This window comes from Pseudomonadota bacterium (assembly GCA_030859565.1).
Lineage (GTDB): Bacteria > Pseudomonadota > Gammaproteobacteria > JACCXJ01 > JACCXJ01 > USCg-Taylor.
The window spans coordinates 1-12,183 of record JALZJW010000121.1 but is presented as its reverse complement, the minus strand read 5'-3'; the positions used below and the strand labels follow the sequence as shown (position 1 = coordinate 12,183).

Below are 12,183 nucleotides of genomic sequence, written 5' to 3'. Positions count from 1 at the left end.
TCTAATTGTCCGTCGTTCATGATGGTCTTCATCCTCCCATCATGAACAGTCGCCGCCTTACTTCAGACTCATCTTGTATTAGAAATAAGCCCTCCCTTCAGACTCATCTTGCATTGGAATAGACTGCATGGGTTTTCAATGCACAATCTCGGCTATACTTCCGGGATCCGCCAAACTCTTATCGATGACCACCGTGGTACAGAATCATCTCGTCATCTCCGCGATCGGGAGCAACCGTTCGGGGCTGGTTCACCAATTTTCCAAGGCGGTTAAGGACTGTGGCTGTAACATCCTGGATAGCCGGATGACCGTTCTGGGCGGCGAGTTCGCGATGGTTTTATTGCTTGCCGGAACCTGGGACGCGGTTGCGAAAATCGAGAGCATGGTGCCTCGGCTCGCGGACAGCTTGGGGCTCACGATCAGCTCCAAGCGTACCGACGCGCGTAAAAAACTGGGCAATATGATGCCCTATGCGGTGGAGGTGGTATCGATCGATCATCCCGGCATCGTGCATGATATCGCCCAGTTTTTTTCCACCCGTGATATCAATATCGAAGAAATGTATACCGGAAGCTATTCCGCGGCGCATACCGGCACGCCGATGTTCTCCATCCACGTCACCATCAGTGTGCCGACCAATACCTCCATCGCGGCCTTACGCGGCGAATTCATGGACTTTTGCGATCAACTCAACCTTGATGCCGTAATGGAGCCGGTCAAGTGAGCGCCGCCATGCCGAGCATTCGCGTCGGAGATCCCGTGCCCGATTTCGATCTGCCCTTAACCGGCGGCCGGCGGCTCCGTCTGTCAGCTCTAAGGCATAAGAAGGTGGTGTTGTATTTTTATCCCAAGGACCATACGCCAGGGTGTACGCAAGAGAGTCAGGACTTTCGAGATCGCGCCAGGGAGTTCGAGAAGCACGCGGCGATCATCATCGGGGTCTCGCGCGATAGCCTCGGTTCCCACGAGCGCTTCAAGGAGGCGCAATGCCTGCCCTTCGACCTCCTCTCCGACGCCGATGAGACTGTGCCAGACATACGGGGTCATGAAGGAGAAGAACATGTACGGTAAGAAGGTCTTCGGCATCGAAAGGAGCACCTTCTTGATCGATGGCGAGGGCGTGTTGCGCCGCGAATGGCGCAAGGTCAAGGTTGCCGGACACGCCGCCGAGGTTCTCGAGGCGCTAAAAACTCTCACCCGCTGAACAATCGCCGCGGGCGTGATGGTCACCGATTCCAAGCCCCGCCTGTTCGTGCTCGATACCAATGTGTTGATGCACGATCCCGCCGCCATGTTCCGTTTCGATGAGCATGACGTTTACTTGCCCATGGTCGTGCTCGAAGAGCTCGACGCCGCTAAGAAGGGGGTTTCGGAGGTCGCCCGCAACGCGCGCCAGGTGAGCCGCATGCTCGATGATCTAATCGGCCCCGCCGACCGGGGCCAGATCGAGCGCGGGCTGGCGCTGCCGCAGCCGAATCACACTACCGCGCTCTCCTCGCCCCGGGGCCGCTTGTTCTTGCAAACCCACACCCTGCCGCAGGATCTACCGATGCCGGTGCCCGGCACCCAGGCGGATCACTTTATCCTCGCCGCCGCGATCGAGTTGCAAAAAATGCATGCGCAACGCACGGTGGTTCTGGTCTCGAAGGACATCAACCTTCGCATCAAGGCCCGCGTGCTCGGCGTGCATGCCGAAGAATATCACAGCGATCAGGTGATCGACGATGTCGATCTCCTCTACACGGGAGTGCTCGATTTGCCCGCGGATTTTTGGGACCAGCACGGCCAGGAGATGTCTTGTTGGCAGGAGAACGGACGCACGCGCTATACCGTACGCGGCCCGCTTGCCGGGCAGTGCTTTCCGAATCAGTTCGTGTGCCATCAAAATCATCGCAACCTCGAGGCCATCGTCCGGCGCATCGAAGGTCAAGAAGCGACGATCGAGCAAGTCATCGATTACCGGGTTGCGCGCAACGCAGTCTGGGGAATCACCGCCCGCAACCGCGAGCAGAACTTCGCCTTGAACCTGTTGCTGGATCCCGCCGTGGACTTCGTGACCCTGCTCGGTACGGCGGGTACCGGCAAGACCTTGCTCGCACTCGCTGCGGGCCTCGCGCAGACCATGGAAACCCAGGGCTACCGCGAGATCGTCATGACTCGCGTCACGGTGCCGGTGGGTGAGGACATCGGCTTTTTGCCCGGCACCGAAGAGGAAAAAATGACCCCTTGGATGGGCGCGCTCATGGACAACCTCGAAGTGCTTACCCAAACCGAAACGGGGGGCGAGTGGGGCCGGGCGGCGACTCATGATCTGATTCAGAAACGCATCAAGATCCGATCGTTAAATTTCATGCGCGGCCGCACCTTTCTCAACCGCTACGTCATCATCGACGAAGCCCAAAACCTGACCCCGAAACAAATGAAGACCTTGATCACGCGCGCGGGGCCGGGCACCAAGATGGTGTGCCTGGGCAACATCGGTCAAATCGATACACCCTATCTCAGAGAGACCACCTCCGGCCTCACCTATGTCGTGGACCGCTTCAAGAACTGGCCCCACGGCGGCCATGTGATCCTGGTCCGAGGCGAGCGCTCGCGCCTTGCGGACTTCGCCGCCGAGGCCTTATAGAACGCCTATAAACGGCCCATACAGGGCCAGTCCATGTAGGCGTTTGCCTTAACCGGTCACCTGGCCGCCACGCTTGGCGCGGTCTCGAACGCCACCTTTCCCGTGTTCACACTAGGGGTACGCCTAGAGAGGTGCAGGATTTCAACGCCCACTACCTGGTTGTCGATGCCCGGAGATACCTCCTCCGACTCGACAATCTTTGAGTCATCCAATCGCAGATAAAGCGCATCGGCTTCTTGGTCAACGTGCAGTCTCATCGCTTGCATCTCATGGTCAGGTCAAACATTCGCGGGGGAGAAGTGTCGGATTACGTCGCAGTCAGCTCCGCCTCCAGTGGCTTGTCCTTCCTAAACCGGCTCACGCCAAGGATGCTGAACCCGAGCACATTACCTTGGGTATCGACCCGTTCCATCACGGCGTCGTGGGCGGCCGCCCCCTCGCGGAACTGGACTTCGAGGTAATCCGCTTCCGCGTCGAACCACACTTTCACTTTCTCGGCCACAGGTTTTCTCCAGCTACGACTTAGATGTAGGGTGGGTTGGCCGCGCTGTTTGCGGCGTAACCCACCAACCCCTCGGCCGCAGGCCGATACCTTGGAGCACGTCTTGGAAAGGAGGCCTGCTAGGTCTGCTAAGTAACTTGGTCAAGCTCTTCGTGGCTCTTTCTCCCTGATGGCGTCACTTCAAATGGCGATCTAAGGCAAGGACACAATCTCGTACCTAGCCGGCTCTTTGCAGACCTCGTCTTTGCCCGTGTCTCCATCAATAACGACGTATGCGGTTTTTCCGGAAATCGCCAAGCCTTCCGATGACGCGGGCACAGCACGAATAAGCTCTGAATCGATCACCTGTGCTTCGTCCAAAGCCGACTTCGGAATACGCCGAAGCTCAAACGGCTCCGTTCGATCTTCCGGGGGGCCGGCGATCACCCAAATAGACGTTGCGTCGGAAGACAGGTCTCGTACACCGCGCCCGCCCAAATCCACGAACGCCACGCGGTCAAACGTGTAGGCCGTCGGATCTTTCATGTGGAGCAGGATTGCCAGATGTTTCTTCTCGGGTTGAGAGGGGTGTGCTGGCAGTAACGGGGCGCGCAACCCGATCCACACATCTGTCCCTTTGGGGGTGTGGATGGCGACAGAGCCTTCGGCATTGTAGGCGCTCACGGCATTGCAACGGGCTTTTGCGACATCCTCGGTGAATTGTCCCGCTTTCATGGCGGCGTCAATCTGCGTCGCCTTTGCATCAGCGGTGTCTATCGCTTCGCACGCTGCCTTCATTGGTGCGTCCAAAGCCCGGTTACCAAACAGGTGATCGCAGGTGACCTTCTTGGATCCTAAGGTGCCCACAACCGCCGTTTGTGCCTTCGATAAACTCACCTTACCGAACTGGCGGCGCTTTGGCTTGCCCTCACAGTTGGTGTTGCGGCTATGAGAGGCGAAAACCAGAATCTCGTCACCCGAAATGCCTGCGAGTGCCTCGATGTCCGAAATCTCCTTGCCGTCCCCGAGGTGCAAGTCAAAAGCACGTTGTGCGTCGGAATTGAGTTTTTGGTCCCGAACGGGGAACAGGTACAGTTCCCTTCCCTGTTCGTTGTCGCCGACCAAAAGACACTCGCCATCCCCGTCCGGACAAGTCACCAGCAAAGCCGACGACGCTTCACAAAGTGGAAATCGTCCCAGCGTCGCCTCGGCAGCTAGTTTGCCGCTTACCGTCAATGCAGTGAAAATGATTGCAAAGTGCAGGGCAAGATCCCTTTTATGTTTTCGCATATCGTCCTCCCATCTGTAGTGGGTTTTGCTACCTCTTTCTGCCCAAAAGATTCTTTCCCACATTTAGTAACTCACTACCCGGTCAAAAAGCCGGGTCGATCTCGTGGTGGATACAATCGATAAGCTTCGGTGCGCCGCCGAATTTCGTCAGCGCGTCCGCACCGGCGGCCGCTATCCGAGCACCGGAGATCGGCCTATCAAGAACGAAGTCCGGCCCCGGAAACAGGAGGATTGCTGAGCGGCCTGCCTGAAATCGAATGATGGCGTCCTGCCGGTGTTTCGGTTGATCGTCGGCTGGTAGACCATTGAGCTCCCGGTTCATCGCAATGTTTGCCTCGCCAATTTCCTTGGCCGGACCATAATCGCCGACAATACCGAACACGGTCCGGTGGATTGGACTTTGTGAGAGCGCCACGACAAGGCTGCGCTTGTCGACGTTGAAACTGAGGAATTGGGACGGTATGGATGGTGTCTTCTTGGGCAGCACAATTGCCGGGGCGGTCAGCGCGTCTATCCATTTCGATTGATCGCAGTCGCCGACACGGCTAAAGCCGCCCGCGACGGCAACATCGGCGGTCATCGACACGAGGTAACCATCCGGGGTGATACAGGGCTTACCGGTGTTGGCGCTCTTTTCGATGATGTCGGGACTCAGCACCTGCCAGGTCCTCGGATTGGGATAGCCGTTATCGCGTATCGCGGTGAAATCTGACTCCGGCCTGCGGTGATCGACGTAGGCATTGCGAATGTTATTGATCGCGCACGGAACGGCGCTCGGATCCGTCTGGCAGCGTCGCCCGGTCGGATCGTCCTGATGGTAGGAAATCTTGGTTCCGTCTGTATTGACCTTCAGCGATGTGATGAAAAGGAGGGGCCGTTTGCCGTTCGGCAGCGAGACAGCCTTGGCCTCGTACACCTTCACGGTCGCCGCGCCATTTTCGTCGGGACGCGTGAAGACCTGTTTGAAATTGCATTGACTAGCTCCGGCCGGCCATGCAGCGGTGGCGATAACCCCGGCAGCAACAATTAGCCGAACGCGCTTTCGTATTCGCATGCGTTTCTCCTCTGACTGTTCTGAGCCTTGTCCTCGGTTACCTTGGCATTCCGGCCCCGTACTTGACGTACTCAGCCGAATAATTGCATCTTTGTATTCTTGCGAATCCAACCGAGAGCGCACGCACGTTCGGGTCGCCGTTCAGCACAATCGACCTTCTCGCCCTCAGCCGGAAACATCACTCCGAGCCATTCGCCGCGCTGCTCGCACCTATAGACATAACGTCCTTGCTCGAGGTTGGCGACGGGTGCCAAACCCGACTTCGGAGCGGGGTAAACGGCAGTGGTTTCCATCAACTGCCGGGCCTCCGTGTCGCAGGCTGCCTTGACCGGGGGGACAGCAGTGCCTTCCGGCACATGCTCATTAGCTACACAGCCACCCGAGAAGGCGGCAAGGACCGCGATAGGCCAAGTCCTCGGACGCCGCCCTTGTGACATCACACTTGGTTCACCAGGTGGATGAAGACCTTATTCTCGGGAGCTAGGTGACCCGCCCCGGTCTTCACGTAGCGGGTGATGTTCACCGATTGGCGGACATTCCCGCCTATGGCGAGGACAAAGTCCGGGCGGACGCTGACGATGATATCGGTGTGGCTCTTGAAATCCTCACTGTTCTCGGCATCACTGAAATCCCTCTTCGTTATACGCCACCTGCCCACGATGTCACCGATTTTGGCTCTGTTCTCGTGCAATCTAAAACCCCAAAACGGTGCTTCCTTGTTGTTGGCCTTACGTTGTACGATGGAGTCGTGCAAGTACCGCGCATGGGCAGCCGCAAACTTGAAATTCTTGTACTTCGGAAAGGCGGCGCCGTCGTGGCGGACCATGAAAGAGATCGCAGCAGCGGACCAGGGAACATCCCTATCCTTGCCGTCAAGATTCTGGCCGATCGCCTGCCACATCTGGCCGACGAATTTGAAAAACGGATCGTGGTGCTCCAAACCCTGCCCTTTTTCGAAGCGCAACCACTCCTTGATTGCCTCCGCAACCAAAGCTTCCCGGGCGGGGGATACGGGTTCCCGCAACGACGGCAGCCCGTCTATCTCGGCTTTGACCAGACCGCGTTTGGTCGCGCCGTTGAGTTCCGCAGCGATCTCCACCCAACCTGCCGCGGAGGCGGGCCCGATCTCCTTGACAGGCTGCCCTAAATGCAAGATCCCGATTCGGTTGGCTAGCGTGGATGCGTCGGGTGCCGAACGAATGTTCAATGCTTCCAGGTCGACAAATTTATCAGTCATGATCTCGTTCCTCTTTATCGTACAGTAAGTAACGGTGGACGCTCTGCTAGAAGCGCGGGCCCGGTTCGGCCGACCGTAGGTGACGCCAAGCGGTTGAGCTCGGCTCGCTGAGCCGCGGCAGCCCCGCCTTCCCAAACCATCAACCTGCGTCCTCCTTCTGTAGGGTGAGCAGCAAGACAGCGGGACCGGCAGGATTGGTGACGACCGCGGTCGAGACCAGTTCCCAGCCTTCGCTGCCGAAGCTGAGCGTGATCTCATTCGACAAGCGATCGGCGTCCCCCTGATCCATCGGCAGGTTTTTCAGGATGAACTTCGTTTTGTAACTTGTCATGGCATTGCCCTCAGGATGGTCTCACAAAGCGGTATCGTGAACGTTGCGGCACCCGTCAGATCCTCAAAAATCCTCTGCTCGTCATCTGTCATAGCGTTGCAGCGGGTTCTAAGCAGGTCCTTCAGCTTTTCACGATCGGTCGTTCGGTCCGGTCTGTCTAGATTGCTCAATATGATGTCCGCGAGCCCCCCTCAGTAGCGATCGGCGTGCCGATGACCTGCGCCGTCGCAACCGCTTGCGCATCCGTTTCCTTCAAGGCGGTCGCCGCGCTACCGGTCACGAGCGCTGTTTGGATCGTGACCGGGCCCAGATCGGCGAAGCCGCCTTTGTCTTTACGGAAGCGGAAGCTGCTGATCATCGATACTGAATCGCTCCGCGCCTTGGTCATCGTATCGGGATCCTTCGGCGGTGCGACGACAGCGACGCGCTGCTTGAGGCCAAGGCTGCCTTGCACCGGTTGAGAGGAATCCGGACGCCCTTCGAGGCTCATGGATATCTTCTCTGTCTCGTAGAAATAGAGCGCGTTGCTGCACCCAGTCAACCACGTAAATGCGAATGCCAATACCAGTGTCCCTATCAGTCGCATGATGGCTTCTCCTTCGTCGTCTGGTCGGTCGTTGCTCCACCGTTCTGTGGCGTATCTTTCGGTAATGTCGTCTTCTGGCCAAAGATCGCATTCCGGATCTGTGCATACCCGTCCGCATCCTGGGGGCGGGCATCTCGGGTCTGACCGTGGCAACATACTTTGCCGAGTCACCGGTCGCGACGAAGTGATTGAACCTCACCTCCTGCAAGCCATCGACATAGACACAGCTCACCGCCGCGAGGCTCATGGCATCGAAGCGGTCGTTCTGAACCTCCGCCTGAGCCTCTTCCTTACGCGGCACCAGGGCAAAGGTATCGCGGTCGTAGCCGAAGATCAGATGTCCGGTACCTTCGGCGCTGGCGGCGACATCGATACCGAGTACCGTGTCGCTGACGTAGAGCAGGTGGGTGGCCTGACAACCGCCGAGCAAGGCAGGCGCCAGGCCAAACAACAATAACGGTCGAGTCATGGGTAACCTCCCTTGAGATAGTAGACGTTGGTTTCGTTGCTGTTTTCGGAGTCATACTTGAACAGAAGGACACCGTTGAAGTCACGGGGTAGCAGCAATGCGCTCGCGGAACGCGCCCCGAGCAGGACCCCGGTACGAAGCCGGTTCAGGTGCAGGGCCAGGCCGGCATCCTCGCTGATCAGCGCCACAGGGTCGCTCAAAGCGGCTAGGCCGGCGCGGGCCTCGGTTCCCCGCACCTCGCGCAGGCGTGTATCCGCCTCGCTTGGAAAGACCGGCGGCACGGCGAACTGAGCACCGGCAGGCCGCGGCTTGGGATAGACGTACAAGCGCCGCGATCGGCCGATCGTGAGGCCAGCATCTACGGTATTCGTGATCAGGTGTCCCCCCCATGCCTCCAATCTGAGCACATAGGCGGTGTCGTTCTCGTAGAGGCGGGTGGTCACGAGGCCGCGGTCGTTGACGGCGCAGCCTGCGCATAGGCACAAGGTCAGAGCGATCATCCCCGCGCCGGCCGGGACGCGCGTCCGGTACGGACAGGCAATACGCTGACGGGGGCGGCCAGTCTTTCTGGGGGCTTTGGGGAACTGTCGCATTCCTATGAACGTGCCCGAGTATTCCTCCGCGAGAGGGCATGGCGCGGTTATTCGGGAACAAGTCTTTTAATCAAGTATAGATCTAGGGACGCGCTACTTTCTAAGCGTACCGGCGGAGACAGGATGATGAGGATCCAAGGCCGCATTTTGCCCCCGACAGCCGGGAACCTCGTTCGCCCTACCGTTCGGATCGTCCCAACCCGCCACCTGGCCGCGGCACGGGCAGTTCCGCGCTCGGCTGAGCTGGGGTCCGTGGACCCCTAACAGCATACGATCTCCCGCTGGTTGCTACAGTGAAATAGTTCACTGAATGTACCCTGGTGATCGGTTTATGTTTAAAAATTTTGCTTCGGTTCCGGCCTTCTCGTCCTCTCCCGGCGCCCGCTCCGCTACTTCGGGCAGATGCTCGCGTAAGGTGTTGCATCCTCGGCGCGCGAGGCCGGCAACATCCCTGTGCCGCGCTTTCACTGGCGTTCGGGTACTCGCCCCTGACCCTGGCTTTCGCCAAGGCCGGAGGATGTCTTGCGCCCCATTAGCCTCCTGGTTGAAGAAGCGGTAAGAAATCGTAGCCTAATGGTATGGACTCCTCCGCTCCCAAACGGCATCGTGATGTGCCAAAGTGGAGTTATGAAACGACCACTTAAACGAAGAGGAGGAGTCCATACCATTAGGCTACGAGTTCTTGGACACGGTGCAGCGTGCGCCCGGCTGGGTCGCTCGCGTCCGGTAGGTGTCGAGACTTGAACCGCGCAGCCAAAAAGCCTAAGATCTGACTGAATTCGGACTTCATTTGATAGCTATGAGCGAATCCATCATCAGTCTCAGCGAATTCAAGAGCGAGGCCAGCCAACTGCTGGCCCGAATCAAGGAAAGCGGCGAGGCCATCGTCTTGACCCAGAACGGCACCGCCACGGCGGTCGTGCACGACATAGCCTCCTTCCGCAAGCTCGAGCAGGGATTGCTCATGCTGAAGCTCCTGGTGCAAGGCGAGGCCGATATTCGCCGCAATCGAGTGGTTGGGCAACGCGACGCCTTCAATAGCCTGAGGAAAGAGCTTGAGCGCGGCAAAGCCTCGCTATGAGGTTCTGTGGACGGAAACGGCACACACAGACGTTGAAGAGATCGCTCGTTTCATTGCCCATGACAGCGTCGAAAACGCACTTGCCGTCCTCGACCGGCTTGAACATTCCGCGGAAAACCTGGCGTTCTTGCCGGAACGCGGGCGCTTTGTTCCAGAGTTGAAGCAACTCGGCGTGCTCGCGTACCGAGCGATCATCGTCCGGCCTTGGCGCATCATCTACCGGTTTGATGTCGATAGTGTTTATGTCCTCGGCGTACTGGACGGCAGGCGCGATCTCGCCCCATTGCTGCTCGAGCGTTTGATCCGGTGACCCGTTAGCCGAATGCCGCGTATCGTGGGCGGGTCCGGAAGCATGCGCCTTCGGCATCCGTTCAGCGGAACAATGCCGCGGCCGCAATTCCACTATAATCTGACAGAGAGGCGTCCCAAACATCCATGCCACTACAGAACAGCCTGCGATTCGTCAGCCGCCTGACGCGCACCACACTCGCCTTGATCCTGGCGGGCGGGCGCGGCGACCGGCTGAAGGACCTGACCCACTGGCGGGCAAAGCCTGCGGTGCCCTTCGGAGGCAAGTTCCGGATCGTCGATTTTTCTCTTTCCAATTGCGTGAATTCCGGGATCCGGCGCATTGGGGTGCTGACGCAGTACAAGGCCCATTCGCTCATCCGCCATCTGCAGGGCGGCTGGGGGTTTTTGCACAAGGAATTGGGGGAATTCGTTGAGATCCTTCCCGCCTCTCAGCGCGTCCATGAGGCCTGGTATCGGGGTACCGCGGACGCCTTGTATCAAAACATCGATATCCTCCGGACCTACAAACCGAGCTACGTGTTGGTCCTGGCCGGCGACCATGTCTACAAGATGGACTACGGGCCTATGCTGGCCTTCCACTTCGAGCACAAGGCCGACCTCACGATCGGTTGCATCGAGGTCCCCTTGAGCGAGGCGAGCGGCTTCGGGATCATGTCGGTCGATGACCATTTCCGGGTCGTGCGCTTCCAGGAAAAACCCAAGAACCCGGAGCCAATGCCCGGTTGCGCCGATGCGGCGCTCGTATCCATGGGGATCTATGTCTTCAATACCGATTTTCTCTACGAGCAGCTCATCAGGGACGCCGATACCGAGGGGTCTAGCCACGATTTCGGCAAAGATCTCATCCCCTCGGTCATCCATCGCTATGCGGTTCACGCCTATCCCTTTCGGCAAGCGGACGGGAGCAGCGAAGCGTACTGGCGCGACGTGGGGACCGTCGATGCTTACTATGCCGCCAACATGGAATTGATCGCCATGACGCCGAAGCTCAACCTCTACGACCAGCAGTGGCCCATCTGGACCTATCAGGAACAGTTGCCTCCAGCCAAATTCGTGTTCAACGAAGCGCAGCGCCGTGGCACGGCGCTCGAATCCATGGTGTCAGGAGGCTGTATCATCTCCGGGGCCCAGGTGGGCCGTTCACTCTTGTTTTCCAATGTGCGCATCGAGTCGTATACCACGGTGGAGGAGTGCGTCGTTCTTCCCGATGTCGAGATCGGTTCCCATTGCCGCATCCGCCGCGCCATCCTCGACAAGAGCTGCGGCATTCCCGACGGTACGGTCATCGGGGAGGATCTGGAAGAAGACGGCAAGTGCTTTCACGTTAGCCCCCAAGGGGTGGTCCTGGTCACCCCCGACATGCTGGGCCAAGAGATCCACCATGTCCGCTGATCTACGCGGGCTGACCCCGTTGATCCACGCGGGTTACCTCGATTCCGACGTACCGCGGAAAATCTAAGCTGCCCGGTCGGCAGGTTGGTGATGCAGCACCATCAACCGGGTTTTCGGCAGAGCAATTAATGCGTAGGTTCGGCCGTTAATGTCTGCGAATTCGACCTCAAAGACCCCCGGCGTTAGTTGCTCGACAATCGTACCAACCTGCCCACGTAGCAAACGTTTCTCCGGAATGTCTTCTGTTAGTGCAACGACGTCAAGAAGTTTCATTGTGACCCTCACAATACAAAGCAGCTTGTCAACCGGGGAGAATTTTCCAATGTCCGTATGATCTAGGAGGAACGAACAGTAGCCTCCCGACCTCCACGGCGCATCACGAAATCGACCACATAACGTTGACCATAGGCGTCGTGATCAGTCGCAATCGCTTCGTTTTCCCTGGCCGCCGCAAATAGCGCAACTTGTAGTTCCTTTGCGTCCTGGGAGCTAAGGTCCAGGACAGAATAAAATACGTCTGCCTTATGACGCCCCTCTGGATGCCCGGTGCTTAGACAGTAGTCCTGAAGCTTGGCGATTTCAACCACTGCTTTTTCCGCATTGGGAAGTCGCATAGGCTAACGTTACATCGAAAAAGGTGGTTCCGCCCTGTCATAGCTTTGTCAAGCCCCCTTTTTTCTCTTAGGTACCCCCCCGGCTCGCCCCTTCAAAATACAGCCGCCCAATCA

16 protein-coding genes and 1 pseudogene are annotated in these 12,183 nt (G+C 58.3%); 7 read left to right on the top strand and 10 right to left on the bottom strand.

The window, feature by feature from the left end; all coding sequences use genetic code 11:
* The first annotated feature begins 184 nt into the window (after positions 1-184).
* The 3 genes and pseudogenes from M3436_15770 to M3436_15760 all read left to right on the top strand — a co-directional run bounded on the left by M3436_15770 (position 185) and on the right by M3436_15760 (position 2,629).
* On the top strand, positions 185-724 hold the full coding sequence (locus M3436_15770; protein ID MDQ3565510.1) for a glycine cleavage system protein R: 540 nt from the start codon (positions 185-187) through the stop codon (positions 722-724).
* A gap of 8 nt (positions 725-732) precedes the next feature.
* Positions 733-1,204 (top strand): annotated as a pseudogene (locus M3436_15765) (peroxiredoxin).
* 18 nt (positions 1,205-1,222) lie between these two features.
* Entirely contained in the window at positions 1,223-2,629 is a 1,407-nt protein-coding gene (locus M3436_15760; GenBank protein MDQ3565509.1) for a PhoH family protein, read from the top strand.
* Positions 2,630-2,685: 56 nt separating this feature from the next.
* Here the strand turns inward: M3436_15760 and M3436_15755 are convergent, their stop codons facing one another.
* The 7 genes from M3436_15755 to M3436_15725 form a co-directional block, all read right to left on the bottom strand.
* Entirely contained in the window at positions 2,686-2,886 is a 201-nt protein-coding gene (locus tag M3436_15755; protein ID MDQ3565508.1) for a DUF2283 domain-containing protein, read from the bottom strand.
* A gap of 50 nt (positions 2,887-2,936) precedes the next feature.
* Complete coding sequence (locus tag M3436_15750; GenBank protein MDQ3565507.1) at positions 2,937-3,131, bottom strand: DUF2283 domain-containing protein; 195 nt, start codon at positions 3,129-3,131, stop codon at positions 2,937-2,939.
* A gap of 192 nt (positions 3,132-3,323) precedes the next feature.
* A complete protein-coding gene (locus tag M3436_15745; protein ID MDQ3565506.1) occupies positions 3,324-4,400 on the bottom strand; it encodes a DUF3616 domain-containing protein in 1,077 nt (358 codons plus the stop codon).
* 82 nt (positions 4,401-4,482) lie between these two features.
* Positions 4,483-5,565, bottom strand: coding sequence for a hypothetical protein (locus M3436_15740; protein ID MDQ3565505.1), 1,083 nt, complete (start codon positions 5,563-5,565; stop codon positions 4,483-4,485).
* A 325-nt stretch (positions 5,566-5,890) separates the two neighbouring features.
* Positions 5,891-6,691: a DUF2272 domain-containing protein gene (locus tag M3436_15735; protein ID MDQ3565504.1), complete on the bottom strand. Its 801-nt coding sequence runs from the start codon at positions 6,689-6,691 to the stop codon at positions 5,891-5,893.
* Between the two features lie 139 nt (positions 6,692-6,830).
* On the bottom strand, positions 6,831-7,022 hold the full coding sequence (locus tag M3436_15730; protein ID MDQ3565503.1) for a hypothetical protein: 192 nt from the start codon (positions 7,020-7,022) through the stop codon (positions 6,831-6,833).
* 166 nt (positions 7,023-7,188) lie between these two features.
* Positions 7,189-7,608, bottom strand: coding sequence for a hypothetical protein (locus M3436_15725; protein MDQ3565502.1), 420 nt, complete (start codon positions 7,606-7,608; stop codon positions 7,189-7,191).
* Positions 7,609-7,792: 184 nt separating this feature from the next.
* Between M3436_15725 and M3436_15720 the strand changes: the two genes are divergently transcribed.
* Positions 7,793-8,065, top strand: coding sequence for a hypothetical protein (locus M3436_15720; GenBank protein ID MDQ3565501.1), 273 nt, complete (start codon positions 7,793-7,795; stop codon positions 8,063-8,065).
* Positions 8,066-8,073: 8 nt separating this feature from the next.
* On the opposite strand, the gene M3436_15715 is transcribed toward M3436_15720, so the two are convergent.
* Positions 8,074-8,577, bottom strand: coding sequence for a hypothetical protein (locus tag M3436_15715; protein ID MDQ3565500.1), 504 nt, complete (start codon positions 8,575-8,577; stop codon positions 8,074-8,076).
* 892 nt (positions 8,578-9,469) lie between these two features.
* On the opposite strand from M3436_15715, the gene M3436_15710 reads away from it, so the two are divergent.
* From M3436_15710 to glgC, 3 genes are all read left to right on the top strand, one after another.
* Positions 9,470-9,751 (top strand): type II toxin-antitoxin system Phd/YefM family antitoxin, encoded by a 282-nt coding sequence (locus M3436_15710; GenBank protein MDQ3565499.1) that lies wholly within the window; start codon positions 9,470-9,472, stop codon positions 9,749-9,751.
* Complete coding sequence (locus M3436_15705; protein ID MDQ3565498.1) at positions 9,726-10,061, top strand: type II toxin-antitoxin system RelE/ParE family toxin; 336 nt, start codon at positions 9,726-9,728, stop codon at positions 10,059-10,061. The genes M3436_15710 and M3436_15705 overlap by 26 nt, the downstream gene beginning before the upstream one ends.
* A 125-nt stretch (positions 10,062-10,186) precedes the next feature.
* Positions 10,187-11,455 carry a glucose-1-phosphate adenylyltransferase gene (gene glgC, locus M3436_15700; GenBank protein MDQ3565497.1) on the top strand — a complete coding sequence of 423 codons (1,269 nt, stop codon included), beginning with the start codon at positions 10,187-10,189 and terminating at the stop codon, positions 11,453-11,455.
* A gap of 63 nt (positions 11,456-11,518) precedes the next feature.
* On the opposite strand, the gene M3436_15695 is transcribed toward glgC, so the two are convergent.
* Entirely contained in the window at positions 11,519-11,728 is a 210-nt protein-coding gene (locus tag M3436_15695; GenBank protein MDQ3565496.1) for a DUF4926 domain-containing protein, read from the bottom strand.
* 62 nt (positions 11,729-11,790) lie between these two features.
* A complete protein-coding gene (locus M3436_15690; GenBank protein ID MDQ3565495.1) occupies positions 11,791-12,069 on the bottom strand; it encodes a hypothetical protein in 279 nt (92 codons plus the stop codon).
* Positions 12,070-12,183: the final 114 nt, after the last annotated feature.

Bases quoted from the DNA above. Each gene is read 5' to 3' on its own strand.
- M3436_15730 (MDQ3565503.1), bottom strand. From the start codon at position 7,022: ATGACAAGTTACAAAACGAAGTTCATCCTGAAAAACCTGCCGATGGAT.
- M3436_15690 (MDQ3565495.1), bottom strand. From the start codon at position 12,069: ATGCGACTTCCCAATGCGGAAAAAGCAGTGGTTGAAATCGCCAAGCTT.
- M3436_15695 (MDQ3565496.1), bottom strand. From the start codon at position 11,728: ATGAAACTTCTTGACGTCGTTGCACTAACAGAAGACATTCCGGAGAAA.
- M3436_15745 (MDQ3565506.1), bottom strand. From the start codon at position 4,400: ATGCGAAAACATAAAAGGGATCTTGCCCTGCACTTTGCAATCATTTTC.
- M3436_15755 (MDQ3565508.1), bottom strand. From the start codon at position 2,886: ATGAGACTGCACGTTGACCAAGAAGCCGATGCGCTTTATCTGCGATTG.
- M3436_15735 (MDQ3565504.1), bottom strand. From the start codon at position 6,691: ATGACTGATAAATTTGTCGACCTGGAAGCATTGAACATTCGTTCGGCA.
- M3436_15725 (MDQ3565502.1), bottom strand. From the start codon at position 7,608: ATGCGACTGATAGGGACACTGGTATTGGCATTCGCATTTACGTGGTTG.
- M3436_15710 (MDQ3565499.1), top strand. From the start codon at position 9,470: ATGAGCGAATCCATCATCAGTCTCAGCGAATTCAAGAGCGAGGCCAGC.
- M3436_15760 (MDQ3565509.1), top strand. From the start codon at position 1,223: ATGGTCACCGATTCCAAGCCCCGCCTGTTCGTGCTCGATACCAATGTG.
- glgC (MDQ3565497.1), top strand. From the start codon at position 10,187: ATGCCACTACAGAACAGCCTGCGATTCGTCAGCCGCCTGACGCGCACC.
- M3436_15715 (MDQ3565500.1), bottom strand. From the start codon at position 8,577: ATGATCGCTCTGACCTTGTGCCTATGCGCAGGCTGCGCCGTCAACGAC.
- M3436_15770 (MDQ3565510.1), top strand. From the start codon at position 185: ATGACCACCGTGGTACAGAATCATCTCGTCATCTCCGCGATCGGGAGC.